Raw genomic sequence first — 26,751 nt, 5'->3', positions numbered from 1 at the left:
ATCGCATTTTTATGTGTTGAAATTGAAACGCTTCCAGTATCGGCTATTCCAAATTACGCTTTGATAAAACTTGCTGCAGCTTCGTCCAGGCAAACGTGCAAATTCGGATGCCCTTGTAGAACCGTAACGGGAATTTCATTCGTGATTTCATAGCTCAGCGCTTTGCGCATAATATCCGCTTTTTTCGCGCCATCCGCGACGACAATAACGATTTCGGCTTCCATCAGATGCTTGATACCGAGCGTTATTCCCTTTTGCACATCGCGCTGCTCCGTGAAATATTTGGCGGAAACCTGCTTCGTAATTGCATCCAAATCAATCACATGCGTGTACATATCAAAGCTGATGTTCGGCTCATTAAAGCCCAGATGGCCGTTCATACCAACTCCTAACAGCAATACATCAATGGCTGCGTGAGCCTGAATGCGTGCATCCATCTTTGAGCATTCCGCTTGCAGATCGTCGCTCTTGCCGTTGAAGAAATGAATGTTCTCTTCTTGAATACCGCATAGCTTGAAGAAATGTTCATCAAGCGTTTGCCGGCAGCTGCCCTCATCCGCGCTGCCCAAACCCACCCATTCATCCAAACTAATGAAATGACATTGATCAAAATTCACTTTACCTCGACGCCATGCTTCCACCAGAAAGGCGAATGTGCCAAGTGGCGTGTTGCCTGCTGCTAAGCATACGAGTGAATTCGGTTTATTATTGATACTTTGAATGATGAGCTCAGCAGCCTGCCGGGACATCTCTTCATAGTCGCGATTTACGTATGTTTTCATGATACAAGCCCCCTTTTAATTGTGCCCAATTGTTCAAAAGCAAACGCTGCAGCGCCCACGGCTCCCGCTTCCTCGCCAAGTGCAGTCAACTCGATTGTGGTCGGGATTGGCGTCAGACTCGCCACCGTGGAACGGATCAGATCCAAACACACAGGGAGCGAACGGGAAACGCCGCCACCAATAATGACTTTTTGCGGATTGAGCAAACTAACCATGTTGGCAATCCCCATCGACAAATTGGTGACAAATTCCTGAATGACCGCGACCGCATTTTGTTCGCCACGTGTATACATCTCAAACAGCTCATGAGCTAAATAACCGTGCTGGGATAGCGCTACGCCAGAAATCTTGTTCTCATACAACCCAAATTCACCGAAAGCGTTCTCTTTATTATCGAGAACATCTTTATCCATCACCAGATAGGCCAATTCACCAGCCATATAACCGCTGCCTTGGATCAGAGAGCCGTTAGCCACAATCGCACTACCCACGCCCGTTCCAAGCGTAATCACGACAAAATCTTCCAGACTCTTTGCCGTGCCGACCCAGCGTTCTCCTAAAGCTGCACAGTTCACATCGTTATTCACAAATATCGGTTTATCTAAAAATTTCCGAATTTCTTTTTTGAATGGCATGTGATCCCATTTGAAAGCCGGAGCTTCAATGACCGTTCCCTCTTTGCTGTCTGTAATCCCAGGAACACCGAACCCGATCGCAGCCACTTGATCCATCGTTACATCAGAAGCTTGCAAACATTCCGTAATTTGGATCGAAATCGCTTCAAAATCTCCGGAAGTGCTTACTTTTTTCTGATAAATCACATGTCCTTCATGATCTACAATGACAGTGATCATCTTCGTTCCGCCAATGTCGACTCCAACACCATAAATTCGCTCATTTTGTGACTGTATTTCATTATTCTTCATCATAGATCCCTCTGATGTCACCCCCACTGCTGTCAGTTGCAATGATAGATTTATTTCGGTTAGTTTGTTCTTAGTACGTACTAACTAAAACAACTATAACGCAAATTTTTAGTTATGTCAATCATCGAACAAACTAAAAAAGCCCGCCACTCGGCGAGCTCTCTTTTCATATTAAATCTTTTTCTTGATCGAACGCATACGCGATGACGCCAAGAACACCTGCTTCCGCACCCATAACGGCGGTCTCCACGATCGTTTGAATCGGCGTAATCTTTTCTACCCTCGCTTGTATTTTTTCCAGCACTGGGATCAAATAGGCGGATACTTCTCCACCAATAATAACCTTCTCCGGATTCAGCAGACTGACCATATTTGCAATCCCGATGGACAAATGCTTAATAAAACGGTCTACCGTGGCTATGGCCTGCTTATCTCCTTTTTCATAGCTTTTAAAAAGTGCATGCACCGATTTCTCGCTTGCCGCCAGCGCCTTGCCCGAAACCTTTTTCTCAAAAATACCGAACTGGCCTATTTCGTTCAGAGGCTTGTCCGACACATCCTCTTCCAGAGCCAGATAAGCGATCTCTCCTGCCATAAAATGCTTCCCGAGCACCAAGCTCCCGTTCGCCACGATCGCACTGCCAACACCTGAGCCCAGTCCGATATAAATGTAGATGAAGTCGTCCAAATCCTTGGCCCCACCTACCCAGCGCTCACTTAATGCTGCACAATTCACATCATTGTTCATGTAAACAGGCTTGCCCAGCCGCCGTGTCATCTCCTCGACGAACTTCACATTTTTCCAATTTAACGCCGGCGCATCTACGATAATGCCTTCCTTACTATTCGTCAAACCAGGGATACAAAAACCGACCGCGATGACCCGTTCCATAGACACTGCTGCTTTCTCCAAGCTCTGCAGAATGCAGTCGTGAATCTTCTGAAATTCAATCCCCTCTTCCCAGAGGTCATTCCATACAACATTACCGTCCAAATCAGTAATGCATAAGCGCATACCGCTCTCCATCAGCTCCACACCTATACCGAAGCCGGACTGCGGATTGAAGCTGAGCTCGATAGCCCTACGGCCGCCCTCTCGCGTCGAAGAACTCAGACCTGTTTCCACGACAAACTTCTTTGCAATCAATTCATCGACTATGGCCGAAACTGTCGAGCGGCTAAAGTTCAACTTCTGCGCCACCTTTGCGCGGCTGATCGGTTGATCCGTGCGAATCGTCTCAAGCACGAGCTCTCGGTTAATTTGTTTTAAGTACTCCAGATTCCTCTTTTTCACGTTCTGCTGCTCCCCGCAAATAGTCTCGATCATCTCTCATAATTTGTTTGATAGAAAAACAAACCTTCGTTAGTTTAATTTAATCCAAGCGGGAGGGAATCGTCAACATTTCCACCTACAAATGAGAATTCGGCAAAAGAGCAAAAAATGCCTTCATCTATCTCAGCTGTCTCTTTTTCAAACAAGATAGGTACGTGAAAAAAGGGATCAACCATATCCAACTAACGCATTACTGTTTTCAATTTGATTTGTGCTACAATTTACTAAAAAAGTGGGTGAAATATTGGATGGGAATTGATGAAAATATAAGTGTGGTTCCTTACGATAAAAATTGGAATACTTTATTTCAAAGCGAAAAGGCAAATCTTTTGAATGCCTTCGGAGAAGAGGTTATCGATATACAGCATTTCGGCAGCACCTCTGTACAAGGAATGATTGCAAAACCGATTATTGATATCATGATTGGCATAAAAACGCTTGAGTTGAATAGCTCTGTCACTAACAATTTAATAGAACTGGGTTATGAAGGATTCGGAGAAATTGGTGTGGGGAGATTATACTTTCGGAAACGGCAAGAATATGCCTTTAATCTTGCTATCGTTATTTGGAACGGTGAGCAATGGGTAAATAATCTACTCATAAGAAATTATTTAAGAGATAATCCAGATGTAGCCAAACATTACTCTGAAAAAAAGCTCAAATCCATAAATAAAGGATATACTACATTACTCTCTTATTCGGATGAAAAAGCCGATTTCGTATACAATTTACTTGAACAAGCAAAGAAAAGATAGGATAAACAGAACCGCGTCGACCATGCCGTACGGTTTCGATCCGACCTCCGAGTGCCCCATCCCATTCCACTTTCATTCCCATGCCCAGGGAGCTGTTTTCAATCCGATAACTTGCTTTGATCGCCGAAGCCCGTCAGGTACATCATCTCCGAAGTCGTCCCCTTCTCCGGAAGCACGGAAAAATCGATTGTCTTTCCCCCTCTTCCCTGTTTGGATACTGTTAGATTACGAAATAATTTGTATTTGTTGATTGTTGAGTGCTCATTTATTGATTCAATCATTTTCTGAACTTATCTTTCCAACATTTTTGCAAAAGGTTTAAATATCGCTGTGAACATTTGAGTCGGGCCTGGAAGCTGAGGATAAAAAACAATCAAAACGGCCAGAACATACCCTATCATGAAAAGCGCGGCAAAAGCCATTTTCTCCTTACGGAGATGATCGAATTTGGGCCATTCCAATAGAGTGATCACTGTAACAAGCAATGTTATCCCCAATACGGTTACCCATTTCACTTTTTCTTCACCTCTTTTTCAGGGTTATATGCAAGTTGATTTTAAAAGTCGAAACAAAATCTACAACTATTTATGAACCATCTACAACTTTTATTAACACTAACACTTCATAGATCGTCGATGACGATTATCCTATTGGTCCACTTGACAGGCAAAATTCGCTTCAAGTATCTCGGCAGATTGTCTAGGGCACAAACCAATGTATAACGGTGCATTATTATGCATTTCTCATTTATTTTGGAACTTTTTTCTCACTAATTTGAAAAAATTTCTCAATATTTATGACACCACACAAAGAAGGAAGGAAGTGTGATATTCCATAATTAATTAGAAAACGGAGCCCGCAAAACCGCGGTGCTCCGTTTTTGTTGTTTCAGAATTCGTTAGAATTTTAACTAGTCCGCGGCGAAAATGAGTGTTTGTTGCAGAATTCGTTAGAAAAAAATATTTAAAAATAATTCCACGCATGCATAATTATACAAAGCATTATTTAATCCAAATCATTCCTTCAATATTGTTATTAATTGGCTGTAATTACGACTGTCTTGTTTGAGGCATTCCATTTGACCTTAGCGCCTAATGCTTCACTGACAAGTCTAATAGGGACAAATGTACTTCCGTTGATTATTTGAACTTCTGTATCTAATTCCTTTACCTCTCCATTAATTTCAACTTCATTAGAACCTACCCGAAGTTTTAATGACAAATCTGATTTAGCTGCAATAATCGAACGAGTATCATTCTCCCATGTTATTTTTGCATGTAATGCCTCGAATATTTTCCTCATAGGAACATATATTGAACCTTTAATATTTTGAGGATCTTCTTCAGCCGGATATTTTTGAATTTTACCATCTATCTCTACAAATATGTGATCACCATAAGAAGTAACCACCCCCTTCTCTTGTCTAACTTTTAACCAATTCAAAGAATCTTCACTGATAGGATTATTAGCTAAATATATTTCCCAAAGTTGATTTTGACTTTCTAAAGTTGAAATTCCGATAAATCATTATTATTAAGAGATATCCTTCTCAGATCCGTTTGTGAGGACAAAACTGATATATTGGAGATACCATTTCCATCCAAATAAAGTGATTGCAATTTATTCACTTTTTCTAATGGCATTAAATCAGTAATACGATTATTTCGTAGTTCTAATGAAGATAATTTAGTTTGACTTTCAATCCCATTGAGATTGCTAATCAGATTATCATTTAACGAGAGTAATGAAAGTTGAGCAAGCCTTCCAAGAAAATCAAGTGAATTAATCCCATTATGATCTAAATAAAGTGAGTTTAACTTAGGCATTTTAGCTAATGGATCCAAATTTATAATAGGGTTATGACTAAGTTTTAGAAACCGTAATTGTTTCAAATAGCTCAGTGGTGTGATATCTGTAATATTGTTATTCTCTAGGTAAAGTGAATCTAATACATCTGAACTAGTTAGTGGTGAAAGGTCCGAGATCTCATTATTTGATATAATCAGATTTCGGAGTTTCTTAAGCTTTAGAAGTACATGAATATCAGAGATTTGGTTATTATCAAGATCGAGCCTATAAAGATTAGTCAGATTCTCAAGAAAACTAATATCTTTTAAATGGAGTGATCCTACATTAAGATTCGCAAGATTTGTGAGTTGTTTTAATACACTTAAATCTGCAATCGGATTATTTGATAATTCTAAGCCACCTAGATTAATGAGCCCATTTAATGAGTTAATATCTTTTATCAAATTATCTTGAACACCCAAGTAGCCCAAATTGAGCAGACTACTTAATGAACTTATATCTTCTATCTGATTCTCCTTAAGGTCAATAAATTTTAATGAATGAAGTTCCGACAATGGGGAAATATCGCTAATTTGATTATGATAGGCAGTAAAATGTTCTAATTGTTTGAAATCTTTTAGCGGTGTAATATCAGAAATCAGATTATCACTTAAATTTAATTCTTTTAGTTGCGAAACTCCTTTAAGGAAACTAATATCAGTAATATTGCTCGCAGCTAAATCCAAATGTTCTAGTTGTTTCATTTCCCCCAATAATTCCATATTACTCAATTTATTGTATCTAAGAGTTAATACTCTAAGATTCTTCAAGCCCACGATTGGACTAATATCTTTAATTTCATTTACAGCCAAGAATAAATTCCTTAAATTTGTCGCATGCTCCAAGCCATTTAAATTAGTAATCCCTTGCCAAGCAGTTGGTCCTAAAGTAACCAATTTATCCATGTCAGCTTGTGTTATAGGAGAATTGTCTTTGTTCAATTGTTTACGTATAACTTTTTCAAGCGCATGATCCTCAATAGTTACAACATTACTTACATCTGCAACAGCAGTAAAAGGAAAAATAAGAGCAGCGAAAATGAAACTAAGTATTACAATACTCAAAAAAGAAAACCTTCTCACAAAAAAACCTCCTAATTAATTGGAAAGCGGAGCCTGCAAACCCACGTGACTCCGTTTTTGTTGTTGCAGAATTCGTTAGAAAAAAATATATTAGACTTTTAACTGAATATGCATATAAGTACTCTGGTTTCGGACGACTATTACAACTACTTGCCTTTTTCATTTTTTACTATTCTCGAACATAGAAAAAGCATATCGAACAATCTCTTCACGGGTAATTTCTGGAATGTTGTAATTTCCATGCAAGTAAGCGCTTGGGCTGACTTTAACGTCTTTGCCATCTTGCTGCAATCTCTTTACCAACGAAGACAAAGTGTTTAGAGGATTAACCGTCGCTCGAAGAAGCGAAGATTTTATTTCTGACAGTATTTTTGTAGAATCTACTTCTGGAAATTGTAAGGCGCTAGCCGTTATTTGAGCATGCATTTCAAACTGATCGTTATGTTCATGTAACTCCCAACCAGGCCATTTTTCTTTAAGTCTTTGCATGATATTTGAAAATACATCTGCATGCCATAAGACAATTCGCTTATTGATTGCATCAATATGGAAACCAGATGATGGGAAATCAGTTGTCCATTCATCAATTTTAAATTGTTTGTAACCAAAAGATTTATTACAGTTTCTTATAAGCTCAGCTCCATGAAGCAAACAACCTTCAATTCCTCCGTAAAGGGGAAAAATTAGTATATCTTCATCTTCAAATCTGATACTAGCAATCGTATCAACCCATTCCTTTTCTTCTGGGGGTTCTAGGTCTGCGTTAATCAAATCATCATCTTTACCAGCAAGCACTTTTTCTTTAGGAACTCCCACATATTCCGCAAGATCAACGATGCCTTCATGTGCCCATTGGATTTCCCAATCTCCCCAAACCTTTTGTATTAATTCTAAGAAGAGCCTTCTAAATGGGATATTGGATTGCACATCTTCGCCGCCGTAAAATAAGAGTAATTTTTTAGCTTCGTCAATGACAGCTCCGCCCTCGGCCCATATATCATCTAACCAATCTGTTTGTTCAACTTTTGTTTGAGCCTGGATAAATGCAATTGCATGTTCTGGACCCCAAAATAAATCACTAGGTAGCGTATTTGCACACCAATGATTGTAATAAAGATCGTAGCCATCTTGCTTTACAATGACTAAATTAGCTCTTTGTCCCATAGGCAATCCCACCTTTTGTATGCTATTTTAAAATTTTAACGTAACATGAACTTAATATTTTTGACTACTTTTTCACCCAAATCTTGTTGAAATCGATCTAACAACTTATTTACTTCCTCAACATTGAAAGAACTTGGTTTGGCTTGAACACTACGATTAAAAGACGAGATCCACTTTCTTAGTTGAGCTTTAATTTCGACTCGAATGTTATCCTCATTCATCATCTGAAGAGCGTTTAATAAACAACGCAACTGATCCCATTTATTTAAAGCCGCGAACAATCGTACGACATATTTGGTGACATGTATTTCAGGTGATTTAAGAATCACATTAAACAAACGGTTGGAATCGATAAGGTGTGCTTTCTTACGCAATCCTCGATATCCTTCAAATGATAAACCGTTGTTATCACTTTGCAGAGCGATATAAAAAAGTTCAAGAAACTGCTCGCAGTTTAATAAAGATAATCCCCTAAGAGCTGCTCGTTTTATTTTCATATCTACATGAATCGCATACTCTGCCAGAATTTCCACATGCTCAGGACCCCCTACTTCACCCAGAGCAATTAATGCTGTAGCTAGACTCTTCGTATTATCGCCCCATAAATAATCCAAGTAGTGATTCGCAAAATCAATCTCTGTTACTGAATTAAGATAGAATCTGGACACTTCCCTAACAGAAATATGGGGATCAACAAGGGACTTCTTTAGTTCAGGAATGGCGTCTATCTGATTTTTTTCTGCTAAAGTGGTTAGTGTGATTCTCCTGATTGGCGCATATCGATCATTGATTAAGCAGTTGAAATAACTTGGAAATAATAACTTACTGTCACAAATGACTCTGCAAGCCATTACTCTAATGATCGGTTCCGATTGTTTCAGAGCTTTATTAAGAATGAGCTGCAGCTGCGAGTTCTGATATCCCAAGGCTATTTGATAACACATTCGTTTTGTTATAAAAGTACTTGATTCTAGTCCATCCATTACAGCTTGGAAAGATTCTTCTAGGTTAAGTAGTCCAAACACCGATTCAACGATGTGATGATGACTAACCCGGTTACGAGTTCTAAGCCGAAGCACAAGCGGGAGGTTATTTATAAACACGGAAGCATACTCAGAATTAATACGCACATTAACAGCCATTCGCGCTTGTGTTCTTATTGTCTCAACCCAATCATTTAATCTGATTAATAGATAAGGGAGCTCTTGACCATCTTTTATTTGCGAAAGCTCTTCAACCGCTTTTTCCCGGATATACCCATTAGGATGGAAACTACATAGATAAACGAGCACTCGGTCCTTCATCACTTTCTTGAAATCACTAATCTTCATTTTATTCCATGCTTCTAGTCTAGAATTCGGAAAATAAGGCGAGAAATCTCTTATATATTCATCCAATCTAACCAAATCCTCTAGCTGACAAGTCCTTAATAAAGACTCCACAGCATTCACAGCTGTGCTTCTCAAATCAGTATTACGCTCTAACAATAAGGGGATTAGATGTGGGACTGCAGCAATTTCTACCGATTGTCCGATCAATCTAATCTGCCTTAACTTTTCTTCTTTGTTATTAGTAATCGACTCCCATAATGAATGGGATTTATAAATATTATCAATACTGTCTTGAGTTGTCTGAGATAATCCCATCAAACTTTTTACCTCCCTCAAAATGACTAATACAACTCGCAAATGGAAATAACTGATAAGAAAAGGAGGGAAATATATAGAATGATAATCATTTTTTTCGCTGTTGTTACAATTATCCTCTTAGGTGTTGGGATGTTCAAGTACAATTTGAAAGAACAGGAACTTGAATCTCTTCGTTCACTATCCACTAAATTATTGGATACGAATCATCAAATGTATAAAACTTTGGCTATGGGATTGTATTATCGTTTTAAGAAAGAAGAGGTGCCGGGCAATCAAAGTCTCTCGAGTAACTTTATAAAAAATAATCCTTATGAATTTGAATATTTTGTAGCCGATATTCTAGAGGGTTTACATGGTGGGAAAACTTTTGTTACTCAAGGTTCTGGTGATTATGGGGTAGATATCGAACATCAGCGGAATAATGGTTTATTTCTTGTTCAAGTTAAATGCTTTAAAGATGATGTTCCATTTGACCCTATTGCCATTATTCATTCTCAAATGGTAAAACAGAATGCCAAAGGTGGCATAGTTATCACCACGAGCAGCTTTACTTCAAACGCACAAAAGTATGCTAAGGAAGTAGGAGTAGAATTAGTTGACGGTATTCAACTTGTCCATTATTGGTCGCTTTACTTACAAAAGCAAGGAAGAACGCTAGATGATTCAACTACTAATAGCGGTATGAAACCAGCACTTGTGTAGTAAAAAACAGAAAAAATTACAAAAAAAAAGATAAGAAAAAGAAAAAAAGAAAGAGAAGCAAAATATAATTTTCCCAAAAAATAGAGGCTGCCGATGGACAAGTTACAACTCACAAAAAAAAGAGCCAGGGGCACCGCCCCTGGCTCACTCTTACGAACACCTGCTATAACCGCAGTTGGCACAATTTTTGCAGCCCTCGCTGTTGATCAGCGAGGCGGATCCGCATGACGGGCACAGGTCCTTTGACGTAGGCGCAGACGCGCTCGTACTATGACTGTGGCCGCCGCCGGCATGGCTGCTAGGCGCAGCCGATGGTGCTGGTGCATCCAGCACCTCGCTCGTCGCGGTCACGTAGTTCCGCGCGTCATCTTGCTCGTTCATCACTTCGTCGTGCTGCTCGAGCGCTTTGGCCACTGCGTCTGCGATCGACTCAACGCGATTGTTGCCGAAGCCAATGGCGCCGGAACCGCCAATGCCTTTGAGATGCTTCACGAGCAGTTTCACTTTATCTCCGTGATCACCATAACGCAGGAACAAGGAGCAGACGCGGCCTAGCGCTTCGGACATCGCGAAGACATCGGAACCTGCTTTACCCACATTCAAGAAGATCTCGCTTGGAGAGCCATTCATGTCGTTAATGGTAATGTACGCCATTCCAAAAGGCGTATTCACTTTATACGTAGCGCCGCGGAGAATTTGCGGACGGCGTTTGTACTGCTTGTCGAGTACCTGCTCCGTTTTTGCATCCACATTAACAGCCAGCTTGCCCGATAATGCAGAGATACTGTCCTCTTCCTCGTTCGCAACCTGAGCCGAAGTAGCGGCGACCGTTGCCGGTGCACTCTCTTCTTTCTTCGCTTCTTTCTTATCATCGCCTGCGCTTGTGCTCAATACCTGCACATCACGACTGCCGTCACGATAAATGGTTACGCCTTTACAACCAAGGTCAAATGCCAACTCATATAGTCGTTTTGTTTCTTCAACGGTAAAATCGGAAGGACAGTTAGCTGTCTTGGAAATCGAGCTGTCCACCCACGTTTGGATCGCAGCTTGCGCACGGATATGATCTTCCGCAGTCAAAGACATGGCCGTTACGAAGTAATCCGGCAGGTCTTGATCCGGGTGCTGATCTTTCCACTCTTGTGCGATCGGTACGTATTGCTTATCGAAACCGAGCCGGCTTTGACGATAATATTCGAATGCAAAATAAGGCTCAATACCGGTGGAAGTTCCTACCATTGTACCCGTGCTCCCCGTTGGCGCTTGGGTAATGACTGTTACATTACGCATACCGTTCTTCTGAATCGCTGCGCCAACCTCCGGATATACTTTCGTCATATTTTTCATAAAACCGCTTTGCAAAAATTTATCTGCAATAAATTCTTTGAACGAGCCCTTCTCGGCTGCAATTTCAGCGGACGCCAGATAAGCTTCTTTGGCCATAAAACCGTAGATTTTATCCAGGAACTCCAGCGATTCCGGGCTTCCGTAACGAATTTTCAGCTTGATCATTAACTCCGCCAACCCCATGGAACCAAGTCCTACTCGGCGCTCAGCTTGCTGATTGAGACGGTTTTCTTCAAAATGGTACGGTGTCTTATCAATAACGTTATCGAGAAAACGTGTGGAATAACGAACGACTTTGGCCAAATCCGCCCAATCTACATCGTGCTTCTCCGCATCATAGAACTTAGAAAGGTTAATGGCCGACAAGTTACATACGCCCCAAGCAGGGAGCCCTTGTTCGCCGCATGGATTGGTACAAATAATTGGATTAAAGTACCAGCTGTTAGACATTTGATTGTAGTATTCCATGAAAACAACACCAGGCTCTGCGGATTTCCATGCAGATTCAATAATCGTATGCCAAACATCGCGCGCGCGGACGGTTCGGTATGGCTTAACGGTTTTGCCAAGCTTTTTCCAGGCGTCAAGGTTTCCATCCCATTTGTCGTTATAGTCTGGATCTGTCGTATCCGGGAATACAAGCTCCCAATCCAGATCTTCTTTAACGGCCTTCATGAAGCCGTTGCTGACGCATACAGACAGGTTCGCATTCGTAATTTGCCCCATAGTAGATTTCACCGTAATGAAATCCAAGAGATCCGGATGCCAGTCATTGATCATCAGCATAAGCGCGCCTCGACGGCTGCCGCCTTGTTCAATCAAACCTGTCGTATAGCTGAACAACCCGCCCCATGATACGGCACCGCTTGAAGATCCGTTAACACCCTTCACAACGGAACGGCGAGGACGAAGCGAAGACAAGTTAATGCCAACGCCACCGCCACGAGACATAATCTCTGTCATTTCGCTTAGTGTGCTCATAATGCCGCCACGACTATCATGCGGAGAAGGAATGACGTAACAGTTAAACAAGGTTAACTCGTCGCTCGCATCAGCTCCTGCAGCGATACGTCCGCCTGGAACGAGCTTCCAATCATCGAGAATATACCGAAACTTTTCGGTCCATTCTTTTCTTTTCTCTGGTGTGGCTTCAACGGAAGCCATAGCTCCGGCGAGGCGGTCCCACATTTCTTCAGGTGTTTTCTCTATGTTCAACGTAAGTTTTTCAACTGAGGATTCAACAGTTTCACCACTGCGTGTTCGAACCTTAACGATGTCGCCTTGACGGCTAATAATTTCGCCTACTTCTTTAGCTGGGAACTTGGGATCATCCTTCGTCAGGACAAGAACGGTATCGCCAACTTTCGCATGGCTCGTATCCGCATTTTTCAGTGCATACCGATCCAAAAAAATCTTTTCGCTGAGTCCTTCTAATCGCTTCTTTTCCTGCATCATTTCCAACAACAACACCCTCCCAATAGGCTTCAAATTCAGCTGCATCTATACAAGTGTCTGTACATGAAGATTATGTAAAATCACAATATATGGTGTGCGAGTTTCATTATACATCACCATATGTTGTGCATCGAATGGATGACAGACCAATTTGACCGAATAAGACAAGCTTATTTCTAGATATCTATGATTTTCTTCGAATTGCTCTCTTTCTCAAGAGGATCATTATGATTTATTTCGACAACGATCGACAATATTTGGAGTATATTTCGAGTCACAAGACATCTGGATTCGCACGTTTTGACGATCCTCAATTCCTCTGATACCCTATATATAGTATAACACAAAACAGATATTTTTAGAACGTTTGTTCGTTATTTTTGATGATTTGTTTTCGGAGGTGTTCGTTATGTATTTTTATAAAGATGAATTTATTGACAAAAAGGACCTGTATCTCTCGCCGGACGATCGAGGCTATTATTTCGGAGACGGCATCTATGAAGTGTTTCGCGTATACAATGGCCGAATTTATGAACAAGAAGCCCATATGCAACGCCTGCAAAAAAGCGCAAGCGAAGTTCGCATCGACTTGCCTTTTACCACTCAGGAAATAGGAAATATTTTAACAAAGCTGGTTCAGGATAACGGAACAGTTGAAGGTACGATTTACATGCAAATCACGAGAGGCGAGGCGCCGCGCGCCCATCCATTTCCTGCCGGGGCAAAGCCTGTCATGCTGGCTTACTGCACGGAAGTGAAAAGGCCGCTCGCTACGATCCAAGGCGGCATCCAAGCGATCACATTCGAGGATATTCGCTGGCTCAGATGCGATCTCAAGACGCTTAACCTGCTGCCTAATGTGATGGCCAAGCAGGCTGCTCTCGATCATGGCGTGCAAGAGGTCGTTTTGCACCGAGGCGGGACGGTAACCGAATGCAGTGCCTCCAATTTCATGATGATCAAAGATCATGTGTTATACACGCATCCGGCCAACAACTTGATCCTGCATGGGATCACACGCGCGGTCGTCCTCCGTTTAGCTAGATCCTTACAAATCGAAGTAAAAGAAGAGCCTTTCACTCTCCAACAGTTGCAACAAGCAGATGAAGCCTTCATAACAGGCACGACAGTCGAAGTCACACCGGTCATTGGAGTTGATGGAACCCCTGTCGGATCAGGCGAACCGGGTCCAATTACACGCAAGCTGCAAATTGAATTTGAACATACTTTCGCAGTATGAGATAAGGACCTGGCCGACGGCCAGGTCCTTGTCTATAGCCGTACGTTTGGGAACGAACTTGTCTTTGCCAATCCCCCATCTTCTCGTCTGGAAAGATGAATAATATCGTTAGAGATACGATTCCAACATCTCCCCATGTCTATTACGATATTAAACATCTTTCCAGCTACGTTCAGCGTACAAAGCTGCTTATTTTCTAGTCTGTAAGCATTCAAAACATCGTTAGAGACACGACTTCATTTCCTTTCCCCCACTGTAACGATGAAAAACACCTCTGCAGCAGTGCACTTGCTGTTTGTTGTTGTACCCTTTGTAGCTTTCATGGTGACTAGAACCTAGGGGATTTTTAGCAATGCTGCTTCATGTACAACATCTCAGCAATCCTGTCTATTTGTCTCTTTACTCTTAACCTAACATATACGTAATGACGGAGCTACTTCCATGACCTCAAAATATTACACGTGATAAAAAAAAGTTGGTCAGAATCGCTTCTGATCAACCTTTTTTTATCGTTCTCACCCGTATGAGCTACCCTACCTGCGTAAATTCCACACATCCGTACCATACTTCTCCTGAACGAGCCGTTCCGTAAGTTCAACTTCATAAGGCGAAAGCTCCGCCTCCACGAACTCCACGCCAAGCCCGTTAGCGATTTCGCGCCTAAACGCTTCCTCCACCTGCTTTAAAGAAACCTCTTCCTTCCCCTGAGCACGCAGCAATTCGTTAATGGCTACCGCTTTTTTCAGGAAGCTCGACTTCATCCGTTCCGCCACCTTCTCATTGGAGAATCGAAGCATACGAAACAACTGATCCGTGTCCATATCGAGCAAAATCGAACCGTGCTGCAGTACGACGTCTTTCTGGCGCACCTGCGCGCTGCCGGCCACTTTGCGCCCTTCGACTACAAGCTCGTACCACGAAGGAGAATCGAAACAAGCGGCCGAGCCTGCGGAGGCGTACTTTTCTTTCTCCTCATCGCTCGCGAGCTGCACCATCTCAGCGCCAAGCCCAAGCGCGCGAAAACCTTGCAGCAGCCCTTCGCTCAGCACACGATAGGCTTCCGTTACATTACGAGGAATGCCCGGGTAATTTTCGGCTACGATAATGCTATACGTCAGCTCTTTGTCGTGCAGCACAGCTCTGCCTCCCGTCGGACGTCTAACGAATCCGATACCCTCACTAGCCACCGCTTCCTGGTCTACTTCCTGCGCCTTTTGAAAATAACCTATCGACAACGTCGCCGGATTCCATCCATAGAAGCGCACGGTTGGCGGAACCAAACCTTCACTATGCGCTGTAAGTATCGCTTCATCGATTGCCATATTTTCAGCAGGAGAACGGTCTCCTGTATGTATAAATCTCCATGTCTCCATCGTCCGCAGCACCCTTTCCTCATCCTAACTAAAGCCAAGCTATATCATAACATAAAATAGCGGTTACTGACGAAGTCGGCACGCGCCGTAAATCAAATGACAGCATGGGAAGCGCCGATGCATGGAAAAGTTATGAAAGCCTCCATAATGGATATACTAACACGTATTCAGACGCTCAGCTCATGCTTACCAGGTCAGTTTTGCTCCGCAAAACTCAGTTAATGCTTACGAAGTCAGTTTTGCTCCGCAAAACTCAGTTAATGCTTACGATGCCAGCTTTCCTTACGGAAAGCTCTAAGGAGGCTCATCATGCGACACCATGAACAGCAAGAAAACATTCGCCCCATTCATCATCACCTTCATATGCATTTTGACCGGGAATGGTTTACCGAGCTGGATCATCGCGTGCGCGGAGGCGGTCCTTGGGATGACTGGACGCTATACCAGCTTGCTTACGAATCCGAAGAGTCAGGGCTTATCGCGAGCTTTGACGAAATGCAGTGTCTCGTCCATCTCGGGCAGCTTGAGCCGATGCCTCACCAGCTTGAAACGGCCAAACGCGTGCTGAATGAGCTGCGCGGTCGCGCCATTTTAGCCGATGAGGTTGGACTCGGGAAAACCATCGAAGCCGGGCTCATTTTAAAAGAATACATGGTCCGCGGCCTCGTCCGCAAAACGCTCATTCTTGTTCCCGCTTCCCTCGTGCTCCAATGGGTAAGAGAGCTTAACACGAAGTTCGGCATTCCCGCAGTCGCTCAGAAAAAAGCATATATGTGGGAGCAAAGCGACGTCATCGTTGCGTCGATGGACACAGCAAAGCGGGACCCGCATCGTGATATCGTGATGGGTTTGGAATACGATATGTTGATCGTCGATGAGGCGCATAAGCTGAAGAACAAGAAAACGACCAACTACACGTTCGTCAACGAGTTGCGCAAAAAATATTGCCTGCTGCTCACGGCAACGCCGATCCAGAACGATTTGAAAGAGCTTTATAATCTCATCACCTTGCTGAAACCGGGTCAATTAGGCATCCAAAGCAGCTTCAAAACGAACTATGTAGTCGGTAAACGGACGCCTAAAAACGAAGTCATGCTCCAGCAGGAGCTCTCCAAAGTGATGATACGCAATCGGCGCGGAGACGGCGGCGTTCATTACACCAAACGTATCGTCAAAAATATCCCGCTTACGCTCTCCCCGGATGAGCAAGCCCTATACGACGGCGTGACGAATTTCGTACGCACACGTTACCAGGAAACGCCTGGCGATCTGACGAGCATGCTGTCTTTGATCACGCTTCAGCGCGAAGTATGCAGTTCAAGGGATGCAGTATTCATTACACTTGTGAATTTGTTCAAAAAGACCGCAGAGGACTCCCCCATGCGCGCCAAGATTTGGGAGCTTGTTGAACTCATCCGCGGTATTAAAGCAAATACCAAAGCGGAGAAAACGATGCAGCTTGTGCAGGAAATTAATGAAAAAGTCATTATTTTCACTGAATATCGCGCTTCTCAGGAGTATTTGCTGAATTACTTGAAGGAACGCAAAATCAGCGCAGTACCTTATCGCGGCGGCATGAATCGGGGAAAAAAAGACTGGATGATGGATTTATTCCGTAATCGCGCACAGGTGCTCGTTGCTACAGAAGCCGGAGGCGAAGGCATTAACCTGCAATTTTGCCACAATATGATCAATTTCGATTTGCCGTGGAATCCGATGCGCGTGGAACAACGAATTGGGCGGGTTCATAGACTCGGGCAAACGCATGATGTGAATATTTATAACCTGTCCACGACCAATACGATTGAGGAACATATTTTGTCGCTGCTGCACGAAAAAATCAATATGTTCGAAATGGTCATTGGAGAGCTAGATACGATTCTGGAGCGGATCGAGAAAAAAGGCTCACTCGAGTCTTCCTTATTCCGCATGGTGATGGAATCCGGCTCGCATGAGGACATTCGCAGGAAGCTTGACGAAATTGGCCATGTCTTCTCGGAAATTCAAGCGGAAGTTGCCCATGAACCACCTCAAGGCGCAGCCTTCCGATCCATGCTCGATGCCGTAGGCGGCGGGCAAAGTGTCGAGGTAAGGCCATGAATAAACGAAACATCCATACCTTTGTCATGCGCTTCCTTGAGGCTTTTAACTGTACAATTCTTGAGAAAACACCCGCATATGTGACCGCCAGACTCTCCCCCGAAGCGGATAAGGAGATGACCGGCAGGCCCTACTATTGGAGCTTCGTTGAACGTACGGGCGCGGCTCCGGAGACGATGACCTACAAGTTTATTTTCGATCCTGAGCAAATGAAAGCGGAAGCAAAGCCAAAGGCTTCGGCAACAGCCGTCAAACCTTCAACGCCAACTGGCAGTTCAGGAATAGGCACAAATGCTGTAGCTGTAATGGGCCAACCGCCTCAACCACAACTTCAACCTCAAGCCCAGGACAGCAGCTCGGATAGTATTCTTGGGCGTTATTTCGGTTTTGTTCCGACAACGGTCACGGCTCGTGTCCCGCAAGATGAAGTCACGTTCGGCAGTCGCCGGCTGGAACAAATCTTTGGCATCGTCCGCACACGGGGCAGGTTCGTTCATTTGTTCGAAGAACCGTTCCCAATGTGCGTATCCATGCACCATACGCTCGTATATGACACCTGGTTCTGTGTCAACTACAAGGTTGAGCTAGCCTGCGACCGCAAGCGCAGCGAGATTCACTCGCTTGCCATTCAACTGAATAATGGCGAGATTCGAGAGCATTTTCATAAACATCTGTTGACCAAAAGTTTATCTCCCAAGCTGCCGGCAAACAGCCATATCCTGCCGGACATGATCTCGCTGCCCAAAGCCGTCAACGCCCTTGAAATGACATTAGAGCGCAAAATCAGCGCTTATAACCACAGCTGGGCGGATGAAGCCAATGAGCAGCACCGAAGTGAAATTAATCGTGTCGAAGCCTATTATAACGGGCTTCTGCTTAGTGTCGAACCTGACAAAAGGGATGAAGTCGAAGCCCAGTGCCGCAATAGGCTGCAGGAGATAGACTGGCAGTATAAGCCACGAATCGTGGTTTCTGTCATCAATTGCGGACTGTTCCACCTGAACTCGGGCAGACCGACCAGAAACTGACGCGAGTCGCTAAAACTTCGCAAATATGCCGTTACAGGTTCTAACATTCTTTTTAATGCATAAGAATTACAATTGGAACATACAAATGAGAGGTTATACGATAGGTAGGTGAATGAAGATGTTGAAAAAATGGACGACTTGGTCCGCAGCGTGCCTGATCAGTATCAGCGCAATTCTGAGTATCCCGAATCATACATCTGCCGTTGATGACGCAGATCGGACAAGCCTCATGCAGGTGCCATCCGTCGCCAATGCCGCTGTCGCTGCCGTTACCAAGCCTTCGGTAAATTCGCGAAGCGAGTTGCCCCTGGCAGATACAATCAATAAGTGGAAGCTTACTTTATCCCGTGAACAAGGCTTTGGAAATTGGCAGCAGGCTTCTTGGAGCAGTTATCCGCTAGGACCGGGAACGCACGGCTGGGTCATTATTCTGGGCGAGGCGGGACATGAGGTCGGTTATATGATTGTACATGCTGCGGAAGACGGCTCATTCCGATTGACTGAATACGGAACCGGCGATAGTCCTTTATTCAGCTTCACAACGCTGTATCGCGCCTTGGTACAGCAGGAACTTATCCCTGCTACTATTTCTTTAACCGATTTTATTAAAGATGATGCAATCACCAAAGAACGTTTATATATGGATTCGCTAACGGCCATCTGGAAAATTTCGATGGGAGGCCAGACCTACTATCTGGATGCAAAATCAGGCGAACTGCTGCCGCTCGATCACGATCCGGCGCCCAAGCTCGCTGACACACAGGCAAGCGGAACTAAATTACAAGGCAGCGTGAACGGCCTTACATTGCCTGCTTTTGATCCTTACGAACGTCTTCCTTGGGTTCAGGGCAAGCCGCTGCACATATCAAGTCTGAACGAACTTCAAGTGGCCTTGAAGCAAAAAAGCAAACTGACTTATGTGGCCAGACTGTATGACAACCAAGTTACACTGCCGCTTGCTGTTATCGGGTATAAGCAATGGGATCACGGTGAACCTTATCTTGCTGTCGATCATGTTGGACCGCGTTACATCCTTCTCAAGGAAGCGCTTGAGCAAGGTCAAGTCTATCCATGAATAAAAGCCTTAGACCACGATTAAACCAGGTCTAAGGCTTTGCTTTTACTTCCACTCAAAACCGATGGCCCGCAAAAATGCATTCGCCAAAACGGTATGACCCACGTTGTTAGGATGTACGCGATCCCACGCGATGTACGCCGGATAATACGTTTTGAGCACAGGCTCAAAAGCAGATTGCGTATCCACGAACAACGATCCTGTTTCCTCAGCGACGCGTTGCACGACCTGACCGTATTGATCCATTTTATGACGCATGGCATCTTGTGGATTCGGCTCAATGTAGAAAGGCGTCATCAACACAATGCCTTTGACATTGGGCTTTGTTTTTTTGACAAGCTCTCGAAGTGTACGCTCATACGTTTCGATATCGACGTGTATCTCCGGGTTATTGGGGTGGTCAAAATGTCTCCAGACGTCATTGATCCCAATCATGACAGACAACCAGTCGGGGTTCAGATCCAATACATCCGTCTGCCATCTTTCTTTTAAATCCAGGACCGTATTTCCGCTGGTACCCACGTTAACCGTGCGGATTTGCAGTTCCGGGTAAGATGCGTTCAGATGCCCATCCACCAAGGATACATACCCTTTTCCTAGCGCTCCGAATAGTCCTTCACCGATCGGCCTTGCGCGTTCACAATCGGTAACGGAATCTCCAATCATGACCAACTTATCGTTTTTTTGCAGCTTCATTTGTCGTCTTCCCCTCCCATTTACATGACTAAACATGTATTCGATGAACACGACAAAAAACCTCCTGTGATAGATGACAATTTCCATGCTTTTCCTGGTCATCCACTAGGAGGTTCAGTTCATTTTTTCATTTTTACTTGTTCAATGAGCATTCGAGTCGCTAGAGGCAGCATGCCAAACCAACGCGTTTGCCAGCTTTCCCTCTGTTCCTTCATATTCGCTTTAGTCTGTTTACGAACATCTTTAGGCGTTTCGATATAGGTGATGACTTGCTGGGTTATGTACTTGACCAGTTCATCGCTTTTCGCCATACTTCCACCTGCCTTCCCTCCCTATTTTATCCTTATCGGATCATGCCTAAACGGAATAGACAGGCAGAAGTAGTTGATTTATGCGACTTTGCCGCCGCTTTCGGTCACAATTTTATCAGCAAACGATTTAATCGTTCCGCAACCGAGCAACATTGGCTTATTGATGCATTGCAATAATAAAGTTTGACCGTTTGTATCCCATGCATACTGAAAACCGACACTCATCCCGGCCACCGTAATCGTGAATTTCCCCGAAGCTGCGTTAGGAATCGTGAACCCTTGTCTTCTACCTGCATTTTGCAAGCTTTTGAAAACAGTTGACGTTATTCCTCTGTACGTCCAAGTGCTGCATGCCGCCACTGAGACATCTCCTCTCTACTTGGATAAGATCATTAAATTGTATGTACGGAATGAGGAAATCGTGCTTGTTTCGGATTTCGAAAATCCATGCGGTGATCACTGCAGGCCGCAAGAATAGAAGCCACCAGGCTTCTATTCTTTTTTTCCCCGCATATACTAGAGCAAATAGATAGAAAGAGGTGCTGACCTAGAATGTGGAAACAGATGCTCAAAACCGAGCTCCTCGAGATCCGGATGGATGAGAGCAATCGACTGTTTGAGGTTCAAATAAGTGGGAGCAAGAAGCATGCAATGCCAGCAGTACGGCTCGGCCAAGCTGATCTCATGGAGCTTATTCAAACATTACTGGAGATTAATCGAGTCTTTCGAGGAGACGTGCCTTACTATGCTACATGTGAAACGACGAATCAATCGGCACATAGTTTCGTAGATGAACAAGAACGAACGAAAGTACCGGACAATGCAAAAAAAAGCACCACCACATCGATGCACGCATCGAGTGAAGGGGCTTCTTTTCTCGGTTCGAATCCGTCCGCCTAGTCTCTGTTAATACCTGCAATAGACGCCAGGAAACGAAGGATGTAAAGGAACAAATTGATGAAATCGAGATAGATGTTCAAAGCTGCCAGCGGCACTTCTTCGGAAGCGACACCGTCGCGGTACTGAGCTACATCATAGAGAACCCATCCGCTGAAAATCAGAATACCGATCATGGACCAGACCAGATTCATGACAGAACCGAAGTGAACGAACAACGAAATTAAGCTCATAAGAACAAGCCCAATCGTAGCAGCAAACAAAAATCCGCCAAGAAAGCTAAAATCGCGTTTGGAGCGATGCGCGTAAAAGGCAAGTCCGCCGAAAATAGCCGCCGTCGCAAAGAAGGCTCCTGATACGACGTTTGCCCCAAGCAAGCCACCATAGTTCATAATAACCGGGTACAAGGTCACTCCAGAAATCGCTGTAAATGCATACAAGAATCCGTACCCAATGTTTTTGCCCCGAATCCGGATTACAACGGCTGCCACTAACATGACCACTTCAGCTACAACGAAGAGCATGATCATCGATGGCGGAACGACAATAGCACCGATCAATGTTCCCAGAAAGGAAACCAAAAGCGAAATCGCAAACGTTTGAAGCACATGGGCAAAGCTGCCTGAATGTGAAACCGTAACCGTTCTTTCCATGGAAAATTCATCCCCTTTTGAAAATAGTACAATCTATATTATGTATTATAACCAACTTTCATGTAAGCTGCCAGATGATACGCTTTTTCAGCGTGAACGCATTGTTAAAGGACCTGCAAGCTTAAGTCGAAAAGTTCACTGCACCCTTTCAGGACACAGTGAGCTTTTTTGTAATGATTATGCGCTAGCAGCGTTTTCTGATGAAAATCCGTGAGTGACCCATCTTCGGCCAATTGGCGTTCGGTAGAATCCGCGTTCAACAATTGCGAACAACGAATTTGTCATCCAGTAAAGTCCAATCGCTACAGGAGCTGACCACATGACGGCTGACATGATCATGACCATAATCAGAGGCAATGTCATCCGACTTACCCATGAACCCGTTACCGCGATTTCACTAGTGAGCGGCACAATCATGCTGATGAATGTAACTACCGCATACAAGAGCGGCACCAAGTGGAACGGATCACCCGCTCCAAGTGAGGACATCCAAGGAACAAGATGACTCGTCATCGCGGCTCCATGCGTCGAGAAAACGCGGTACAGACTAAGAAACAGGGGGGCCTGTATGAGAGAAACCGCGATTAAAGACAGCGGTTTGACGCCGAACTGTTGGTAAGCCTTGCTCGTTTCTTGCAGAAGCCTCGCTTGGTCTTGAGCGAATTTCTGTTTTAGCTCCGCCAGCACCGGCTGCATGCTAGATTGTCTGAGTTGTTGCCTGGCAGTCCGCAAATTAAAAGGGAATAATAACACTCTGACCAGGAGAGTCAGCAATATGATCGCGAAGCCCCAATCTGAAGTCATATGATAAAGTCCAGATAAGCCGGCGAACAAAGTTGTAATGATGGGATGAAGTATCGTATCCATTATTTCCAATTCCTCCTCGTATGCATGAATGAAGCTTAATCTTATTCATGATCGAGTGAGGAAGCCGCTTCTTCGTCCTTCTTTCGTTGTAAAGCTTTGAGTGCGGGTATTTTCCTTCGGACCCGGAGCAAACGATGGCTTGCAGCAGCTTGGCTGATCTTTGCAGCCGGGAATTGAACAACTGATTTATAGACATCCGTATATCGGAGCGGCACTGGGAGAAAGGCCCCATAATATCCAACAATCAGACTGCTGATTCCAAGAAGTAGAACGATCATCGACAAATCAAACGTACCTTCCATCCAGTTACCACCTCCTACATTGTAAGATCATTTAAACCTAATGAGTAAGAATTCGAAACACAAACATACATAATCGAATCAAGCCTCTAAAGAAGAACTCAACCAGGATTTCCCCAACGAAATCCAGAAACCAATTCAGAACAAGGCCTCGTTTTCGCTGCTGTTTCGTAGGCTCGGTTTGTTCTTTGAATACTGCTATGGTGTCCACCAGCCTTATCTTTTGTCAAGCATACTCCTTGTTACGATGATCCAAGCGAATGGTTTCATAAAGTATGGCATCTGCCCAGTTCAAATCAGTAACGATGGAAAAGAGGCTGTCGATTTATTGGGGATAGTTTTGACGTGAACGGAAACATGCAGAGAATGTATATGATTTTTCGTATTCATTTACAGAACCAGGGCCCAAATCGCGTTTTGTGTATGAAAAATCGAATAGAATCGACTGATTCGATGTGTACGCCGCTCATTTTGTATGATTTTTCGCATACATTTTGTGGTCTCCCGCAGATTTCCGAAGGTATGAACAGTTAATCGACAGCCTCGAAAACATTGTTAACGCATCGATCAGCGTCCCATAGGGTTGAACTCGCTTAGAAAGGTGAGCCATATGTCCTCCCCTGAAGCATTTTTCGGAAACCGAAAATTTATACTTTCTTATGCGAAAAAAAAGACCATGACGTCTACGAAAGTAGAACATCATGGTCTTCTTTTAGATGCGGTCGAGAGGACTCGAACCTCCACGGGGGGTTAGCCCACACGGACCTGAACCGTGCGCGTCTGCCAATTCCGCCACGACCGCAAGCAGCTTAATGAACAAGTTCATTTTAGCGGCGACAAAAATTAATATATCACGGATACCGTTGCAAGTCAATGAAGTTTTGCGAGCTTCCGTATAGATATCGTTCCATATCCACACGCTATATCCAACAAGGAGGGATACACCCATGAATCAAAAAGAAATTGATGCATTAGAGCCGAAATATACCGGCAATCAGCGGGATTTAACGGAAGGTGAGGCCGAAGCTATCGTGCATGATCCCAATTACCAAAATGAATCAGATAATGATTTAGGGCTAGATAGCAGCCTCGCAACCGGCTTGGCATATGGCCTCTTCCGAAGAACCTGAGCCTATCGCCCATGGTTATATCTCGAGAGCTTTACTGTCTTGAATTGTCAGTAAGGCTTTTCTCCATATTTTCGCCCTGAATCCAGATAGCCTCATACACGGTCCTTCCAATCAAATAACCGAGTTGCGTAGCTGTTCCGGCATAATGATATTGACGTCCGCGATCTGTTGCTGCAATAAGTACGGCATCGGTCGTGGTGCCCGTAGCGGACAAACCATCCATTCGAACATCCAAATCTTGAAGCGCAGCGACCTTCGCTTCCGTTGCCGTGATCACTGCATTGACCATGGCGGCATCGGTCAGACAACCGTTAATGACTACGATACTGTTAATCGTTCCCGGATATAGAGACGAGGCGGGCAGTCTAACGCCAGCTCTTGCTTTATTTCCCAGCCCAACAGTGACCCAGGCTGTGACTTGAAGCCGTTCTTCACAACGGTCATTAGTGCTATCATCACCGTCCGACTTCCAGCTTAGCGAGCTGCTTCCAACGTCTCGGACCCTCGCGGCTGTCAGCATGCCGGCCGTTACATAAGGATCCAGTCCTTCTTGAATGATGAACTTGCTCATTTCAGTTATAGGATCATTTTCATTATAGGACTTGTCTACTTGCCGGTTCAACAAACCTGTGTGAAAGCCGAAACCACCGCCCCAAGGCGATGAATTTAAAGTTCTAAGGGGCGACTTGCTTTGAATGAGTACATATTCCCCTTGTCCCGAAACAACGTGTTTCATCGTAATACCTTGAATTTGTACATCACTCAAGCCATTCACTCCTTATCGTGATCGACTTCCACGATTCTCATTCTTCATCATCCGAATCAGGCTCTACTGGTTCTTGAGGAAGCATATACTCAGGCGGTCTTTCGTCGCCGTAGGGCTGGTAAACGTAACCTCGAGAGAGCTTAACAACTCTACGGTTTTTTTTGCGAATCAGTACACTTTCATCATCCCAGGCGACAACGAAACCTCTTACGTCGTTAGTTGGATTCACGTCACGAATCACCCGCAGCAGTGTGTTTTCTATTCGATATGTATCTAATTGATCCTCTGTGATCATGGGTCTTCTGCCTCCTACAAATGGAAATATTCAAGTTTGGAAAAAATCTGATATCCTTCTAGCATACACAAATTTACTAAGAGTTCAAATCTACATATTAAGCCGCATTTGAGGTTACCTTATAAAGCAAAGTCCGAAACACGGGGAGGCTCGTTGTGTGGAGAAGAAAAAATATTACATTACGGTAGGAACAGGAGAAGTGCTGGAAAATAAAGAAGATCTGAATTACGAGTTTGAAATTTTGGCTAGCGAAGAAGAGGTCGATCAACTACAGGAATTATTCGAGGAAACGGATAACTCTTCTCAAAGCAGCTATGAAAGCTCATTTCTTCCCTGGAATGTTTATTATAATAATGAATCCAATCAGGAATATGATTATTATTTGACCGAGGTTTATCGCATGCTGCATCAATTAGGCACAGAGGAAACGAAACGGCACATCGAAAGCATGCACATCTTGGAAAATGGAATCTAATAAAAAGTCCCCCAAAAGTGATCCTTAACCTTCGAAGCATATTCCAATTACTTTTGGGGGAGCCCCCGTTTATCCACAGAAATATGCTTCGCAAAATTTCTTATACAACAAAAAAAAGGCCATGAGTCCATCTGGATTCACAGGCCTTTTTATAATATCGGAATGCAATTAGCTTACATGCTCCTTGGAATCATTCGTTTCAAACCAAAAATCAAGAACTTTGCTGGACATCACACGCTTCTGAATATATTCCACTTGAGCCGCGGAAAATTGTTGTTCCCACTCCATTGAAAGCTCCGTGCAAAGCTTCACTATGGTCAACAGCTCCGACCATGCGACATACCGTTTGTACCAAAAAAATTGAGGGTGTTCAATCATATAGGGATAGAGGTCATCAAACTCTGTATGCTTACAGTCAAGAGCACGTTCAAAGTGAGTTTTCGCTTCTCCCAGCTTTGTCATAAAATATTCAGCAGAACCATTTTCAATTCCCATAGATGTCA

General features: G+C 43.8%; 27 protein-coding genes and 1 tRNA gene. 9 read left to right on the top strand and 19 right to left on the bottom strand.

Annotated elements, in window-relative coordinates; genetic code table 11:
* Positions 1-53: 53 nt before the first annotated feature.
* The 3 genes from ACFQZT_RS17685 to ACFQZT_RS17675 all read right to left on the bottom strand — a co-directional run bounded on the left by ACFQZT_RS17685 (position 54) and on the right by ACFQZT_RS17675 (position 3,002).
* Positions 54-782, bottom strand: a complete 729-nt coding sequence (locus tag ACFQZT_RS17685) for a glucosamine-6-phosphate deaminase (protein ID WP_379302164.1) — start codon at positions 780-782, stop codon at positions 54-56.
* Positions 779-1,711, bottom strand: a complete 933-nt coding sequence (locus ACFQZT_RS17680) for an ROK family protein (RefSeq protein ID WP_379302162.1) — start codon at positions 1,709-1,711, stop codon at positions 779-781. The genes ACFQZT_RS17685 and ACFQZT_RS17680 overlap by 4 nt, the downstream gene beginning before the upstream one ends.
* A 163-nt stretch (positions 1,712-1,874) precedes the next feature.
* Positions 1,875-3,002, bottom strand: a complete 1,128-nt coding sequence (locus ACFQZT_RS17675; RefSeq protein ID WP_379302160.1) for an ROK family transcriptional regulator — start codon at positions 3,000-3,002, stop codon at positions 1,875-1,877.
* Between the two features lie 287 nt (positions 3,003-3,289).
* On the opposite strand from ACFQZT_RS17675, the gene ACFQZT_RS17670 reads away from it, so the two are divergent.
* Positions 3,290-3,796 (top strand): GrpB family protein, encoded by a 507-nt coding sequence (locus tag ACFQZT_RS17670; protein WP_379302158.1) that lies wholly within the window; start codon positions 3,290-3,292, stop codon positions 3,794-3,796.
* A 1,035-nt stretch (positions 3,797-4,831) separates the two neighbouring features.
* On the opposite strand, the gene ACFQZT_RS17665 is transcribed toward ACFQZT_RS17670, so the two are convergent.
* The 4 genes from ACFQZT_RS17665 to ACFQZT_RS17650 form a co-directional block, all read right to left on the bottom strand.
* Entirely contained in the window at positions 4,832-5,239 is a 408-nt protein-coding gene (locus ACFQZT_RS17665) for a copper amine oxidase N-terminal domain-containing protein (protein ID WP_379302156.1), read from the bottom strand.
* Positions 5,240-5,298: 59 nt separating this feature from the next.
* The gene (locus ACFQZT_RS17660) at positions 5,299-6,726 is read right to left on the bottom strand and encodes a leucine-rich repeat domain-containing protein (RefSeq protein WP_379302154.1); all 1,428 of its coding nucleotides are present in this window, start codon (positions 6,724-6,726) and stop codon (positions 5,299-5,301) included.
* A gap of 159 nt (positions 6,727-6,885) precedes the next feature.
* Positions 6,886-7,890 carry a hypothetical protein gene (locus ACFQZT_RS17655; RefSeq protein ID WP_379302152.1) on the bottom strand — a complete coding sequence of 335 codons (1,005 nt, stop codon included), beginning with the start codon at positions 7,888-7,890 and terminating at the stop codon, positions 6,886-6,888.
* A 35-nt stretch (positions 7,891-7,925) separates the two neighbouring features.
* The gene (locus ACFQZT_RS17650) at positions 7,926-9,539 is read right to left on the bottom strand and encodes a HEAT repeat domain-containing protein (protein WP_379302150.1); all 1,614 of its coding nucleotides are present in this window, start codon (positions 9,537-9,539) and stop codon (positions 7,926-7,928) included.
* A 78-nt stretch (positions 9,540-9,617) separates the two neighbouring features.
* Here ACFQZT_RS17650 and ACFQZT_RS17645 point away from each other — a divergent pair, with 78 nt between their 5' ends.
* Complete coding sequence (locus tag ACFQZT_RS17645; RefSeq protein ID WP_379302148.1) at positions 9,618-10,241, top strand: restriction endonuclease; 624 nt, start codon at positions 9,618-9,620, stop codon at positions 10,239-10,241.
* Between the two features lie 150 nt (positions 10,242-10,391).
* Here the strand turns inward: ACFQZT_RS17645 and ACFQZT_RS17640 are convergent, their stop codons facing one another.
* Positions 10,392-13,043, bottom strand: coding sequence for an adenosylcobalamin-dependent ribonucleoside-diphosphate reductase (locus ACFQZT_RS17640; protein WP_379302224.1), 2,652 nt, complete (start codon positions 13,041-13,043; stop codon positions 10,392-10,394).
* A 409-nt stretch (positions 13,044-13,452) separates the two neighbouring features.
* Here ACFQZT_RS17640 and dat point away from each other — a divergent pair, with 409 nt between their 5' ends.
* Positions 13,453-14,283 carry a D-amino-acid transaminase gene (dat, locus tag ACFQZT_RS17635; protein WP_379302146.1) on the top strand — a complete coding sequence of 277 codons (831 nt, stop codon included), beginning with the start codon at positions 13,453-13,455 and terminating at the stop codon, positions 14,281-14,283.
* A gap of 533 nt (positions 14,284-14,816) precedes the next feature.
* Here the strand turns inward: dat and ACFQZT_RS17630 are convergent.
* Positions 14,817-15,656 (bottom strand): lipoate--protein ligase family protein, encoded by an 840-nt coding sequence (locus tag ACFQZT_RS17630; RefSeq protein ID WP_379302144.1) that lies wholly within the window; start codon positions 15,654-15,656, stop codon positions 14,817-14,819.
* A 309-nt stretch (positions 15,657-15,965) separates the two neighbouring features.
* Here ACFQZT_RS17630 and ACFQZT_RS17625 point away from each other — a divergent pair, with 309 nt between their 5' ends.
* The 3 genes from ACFQZT_RS17625 (at position 15,966) to ACFQZT_RS17615 (ending at position 19,859) form a co-directional block, all read left to right on the top strand.
* Positions 15,966-17,756 carry a DEAD/DEAH box helicase gene (locus ACFQZT_RS17625; protein ID WP_379302142.1) on the top strand — a complete coding sequence of 597 codons (1,791 nt, stop codon included), beginning with the start codon at positions 15,966-15,968 and terminating at the stop codon, positions 17,754-17,756.
* On the top strand, positions 17,753-18,784 hold the full coding sequence (locus ACFQZT_RS17620) for a YqhG family protein (protein WP_379302140.1): 1,032 nt from the start codon (positions 17,753-17,755) through the stop codon (positions 18,782-18,784). Before ACFQZT_RS17625 ends, ACFQZT_RS17620 begins: the two co-directional genes overlap by 4 nt.
* Positions 18,785-18,902: 118 nt before the next feature.
* Positions 18,903-19,859, top strand: a complete 957-nt coding sequence (locus ACFQZT_RS17615; RefSeq protein ID WP_379302138.1) for a hypothetical protein — start codon at positions 18,903-18,905, stop codon at positions 19,857-19,859.
* A gap of 45 nt (positions 19,860-19,904) precedes the next feature.
* Here ACFQZT_RS17615 and ACFQZT_RS17610 read toward each other — a convergent pair whose 3' ends face one another.
* The 3 genes from ACFQZT_RS17610 to ACFQZT_RS17600 form a co-directional block, all read right to left on the bottom strand.
* Positions 19,905-20,555 carry an SGNH/GDSL hydrolase family protein gene (locus ACFQZT_RS17610; protein ID WP_379302136.1) on the bottom strand — a complete coding sequence of 217 codons (651 nt, stop codon included), beginning with the start codon at positions 20,553-20,555 and terminating at the stop codon, positions 19,905-19,907.
* A gap of 119 nt (positions 20,556-20,674) precedes the next feature.
* Positions 20,675-20,866, bottom strand: coding sequence for a YqzE family protein (locus ACFQZT_RS17605; protein WP_379302134.1), 192 nt, complete (start codon positions 20,864-20,866; stop codon positions 20,675-20,677).
* A 78-nt stretch (positions 20,867-20,944) separates the two neighbouring features.
* Positions 20,945-21,226 carry a hypothetical protein gene (locus tag ACFQZT_RS17600; RefSeq protein WP_379302132.1) on the bottom strand — a complete coding sequence of 94 codons (282 nt, stop codon included), beginning with the start codon at positions 21,224-21,226 and terminating at the stop codon, positions 20,945-20,947.
* Positions 21,227-21,418: 192 nt separating this feature from the next.
* On the opposite strand from ACFQZT_RS17600, the gene ACFQZT_RS17595 reads away from it, so the two are divergent.
* Positions 21,419-21,766, top strand: coding sequence for a hypothetical protein (locus ACFQZT_RS17595; RefSeq protein WP_379302130.1), 348 nt, complete (start codon positions 21,419-21,421; stop codon positions 21,764-21,766).
* Here the strand turns inward: ACFQZT_RS17595 and ACFQZT_RS17590 are convergent.
* The 4 genes from ACFQZT_RS17590 to ACFQZT_RS17575 form a co-directional block, all read right to left on the bottom strand.
* Positions 21,763-22,416: a Bax inhibitor-1/YccA family protein gene (locus ACFQZT_RS17590; protein ID WP_379302128.1), complete on the bottom strand. Its 654-nt coding sequence runs from the start codon at positions 22,414-22,416 to the stop codon at positions 21,763-21,765. The two genes, ACFQZT_RS17595 and ACFQZT_RS17590, sit on opposite strands and share 4 nt — an antisense overlap.
* A gap of 177 nt (positions 22,417-22,593) precedes the next feature.
* Positions 22,594-23,283 (bottom strand): YidC/Oxa1 family membrane protein insertase, encoded by a 690-nt coding sequence (locus ACFQZT_RS17585; RefSeq protein WP_379302126.1) that lies wholly within the window; start codon positions 23,281-23,283, stop codon positions 22,594-22,596.
* Between the two features lie 41 nt (positions 23,284-23,324).
* Positions 23,325-23,585 carry a hypothetical protein gene (locus ACFQZT_RS17580; RefSeq protein ID WP_379302125.1) on the bottom strand — a complete coding sequence of 87 codons (261 nt, stop codon included), beginning with the start codon at positions 23,583-23,585 and terminating at the stop codon, positions 23,325-23,327.
* A gap of 714 nt (positions 23,586-24,299) precedes the next feature.
* Positions 24,300-24,384, bottom strand: a tRNA-Leu gene (locus ACFQZT_RS17575).
* A 145-nt stretch (positions 24,385-24,529) separates the two neighbouring features.
* Here ACFQZT_RS17575 and ACFQZT_RS17570 point away from each other — a divergent pair.
* Positions 24,530-24,712, top strand: coding sequence for a hypothetical protein (locus ACFQZT_RS17570; protein ID WP_379302123.1), 183 nt, complete (start codon positions 24,530-24,532; stop codon positions 24,710-24,712).
* A gap of 31 nt (positions 24,713-24,743) precedes the next feature.
* Here the strand turns inward: ACFQZT_RS17570 and ACFQZT_RS17565 are convergent, their stop codons facing one another.
* The gene (locus ACFQZT_RS17565) at positions 24,744-25,478 is read right to left on the bottom strand and encodes an adenosylcobinamide amidohydrolase (RefSeq protein WP_379302121.1); all 735 of its coding nucleotides are present in this window, start codon (positions 25,476-25,478) and stop codon (positions 24,744-24,746) included.
* Positions 25,479-25,515: 37 nt separating this feature from the next.
* Positions 25,516-25,773, bottom strand: a complete 258-nt coding sequence (locus tag ACFQZT_RS17560; RefSeq protein ID WP_379302119.1) for a hypothetical protein — start codon at positions 25,771-25,773, stop codon at positions 25,516-25,518.
* Positions 25,774-25,930: 157 nt separating this feature from the next.
* On the opposite strand from ACFQZT_RS17560, the gene ACFQZT_RS17555 reads away from it, so the two are divergent.
* Positions 25,931-26,248, top strand: a complete 318-nt coding sequence (locus ACFQZT_RS17555; RefSeq protein ID WP_379302117.1) for a hypothetical protein — start codon at positions 25,931-25,933, stop codon at positions 26,246-26,248.
* Between the two features lie 168 nt (positions 26,249-26,416).
* Here the strand turns inward: ACFQZT_RS17555 and ACFQZT_RS17550 are convergent, their stop codons facing one another.
* Complete coding sequence (locus ACFQZT_RS17550; RefSeq protein ID WP_379302116.1) at positions 26,417-26,743, bottom strand: hypothetical protein; 327 nt, start codon at positions 26,741-26,743, stop codon at positions 26,417-26,419.
* Between the last annotated feature and the right edge of the window lie 8 nt (positions 26,744-26,751).

Source organism: Paenibacillus sp. GCM10027628 (genome assembly GCF_042676385.1).
Taxonomy (GTDB): domain Bacteria; phylum Bacillota; class Bacilli; order Paenibacillales; family NBRC-103111; genus Paenibacillus_E.
Note: the sequence above shows the minus strand (reverse complement) of the source record. Positions and strands in the feature narration are given on the sequence as shown.

What these genes read in the sequence shown, in the direction of transcription:
- ACFQZT_RS17685 (WP_379302164.1), bottom strand. Translation starts at nt 782, where the DNA reads ATGAAAACATACGTAAATCGCGACTATGAAGAGATGTCCCGGCAGGCT.
- ACFQZT_RS17680 (WP_379302162.1), bottom strand. Translation starts at nt 1,711, where the DNA reads ATGATGAAGAATAATGAAATACAGTCACAAAATGAGCGAATTTATGGT.
- ACFQZT_RS17670 (WP_379302158.1), top strand. Translation starts at nt 3,290, where the DNA reads ATGGGAATTGATGAAAATATAAGTGTGGTTCCTTACGATAAAAATTGG.
- ACFQZT_RS17655 (WP_379302152.1), bottom strand. Translation starts at nt 7,890, where the DNA reads ATGGGACAAAGAGCTAATTTAGTCATTGTAAAGCAAGATGGCTACGAT.
- ACFQZT_RS17645 (WP_379302148.1), top strand. Translation starts at nt 9,618, where the DNA reads ATGATAATCATTTTTTTCGCTGTTGTTACAATTATCCTCTTAGGTGTT.
- ACFQZT_RS17640 (WP_379302224.1), bottom strand. Translation starts at nt 13,043, where the DNA reads ATGATGCAGGAAAAGAAGCGATTAGAAGGACTCAGCGAAAAGATTTTT.
- dat (WP_379302146.1), top strand. Translation starts at nt 13,453, where the DNA reads ATGTATTTTTATAAAGATGAATTTATTGACAAAAAGGACCTGTATCTC.
- ACFQZT_RS17630 (WP_379302144.1), bottom strand. Translation starts at nt 15,656, where the DNA reads ATGGAGACATGGAGATTTATACATACAGGAGACCGTTCTCCTGCTGAA.
- ACFQZT_RS17625 (WP_379302142.1), top strand. Translation starts at nt 15,966, where the DNA reads ATGCGACACCATGAACAGCAAGAAAACATTCGCCCCATTCATCATCAC.
- ACFQZT_RS17620 (WP_379302140.1), top strand. Translation starts at nt 17,753, where the DNA reads ATGAATAAACGAAACATCCATACCTTTGTCATGCGCTTCCTTGAGGCT.
- ACFQZT_RS17615 (WP_379302138.1), top strand. Translation starts at nt 18,903, where the DNA reads ATGTTGAAAAAATGGACGACTTGGTCCGCAGCGTGCCTGATCAGTATC.
- ACFQZT_RS17610 (WP_379302136.1), bottom strand. Translation starts at nt 20,555, where the DNA reads ATGAAGCTGCAAAAAAACGATAAGTTGGTCATGATTGGAGATTCCGTT.
- ACFQZT_RS17605 (WP_379302134.1), bottom strand. Translation starts at nt 20,866, where the DNA reads ATGGCGAAAAGCGATGAACTGGTCAAGTACATAACCCAGCAAGTCATC.
- ACFQZT_RS17595 (WP_379302130.1), top strand. Translation starts at nt 21,419, where the DNA reads ATGTGGAAACAGATGCTCAAAACCGAGCTCCTCGAGATCCGGATGGAT.
- ACFQZT_RS17590 (WP_379302128.1), bottom strand. Translation starts at nt 22,416, where the DNA reads ATGGAAAGAACGGTTACGGTTTCACATTCAGGCAGCTTTGCCCATGTG.
- ACFQZT_RS17585 (WP_379302126.1), bottom strand. Translation starts at nt 23,283, where the DNA reads ATGGATACGATACTTCATCCCATCATTACAACTTTGTTCGCCGGCTTA.
- ACFQZT_RS17580 (WP_379302125.1), bottom strand. Translation starts at nt 23,585, where the DNA reads ATGGAAGGTACGTTTGATTTGTCGATGATCGTTCTACTTCTTGGAATC.
- ACFQZT_RS17570 (WP_379302123.1), top strand. Translation starts at nt 24,530, where the DNA reads ATGAATCAAAAAGAAATTGATGCATTAGAGCCGAAATATACCGGCAAT.
- ACFQZT_RS17560 (WP_379302119.1), bottom strand. Translation starts at nt 25,773, where the DNA reads ATGATCACAGAGGATCAATTAGATACATATCGAATAGAAAACACACTG.
- ACFQZT_RS17550 (WP_379302116.1), bottom strand. Translation starts at nt 26,743, where the DNA reads ATGGGAATTGAAAATGGTTCTGCTGAATATTTTATGACAAAGCTGGGA.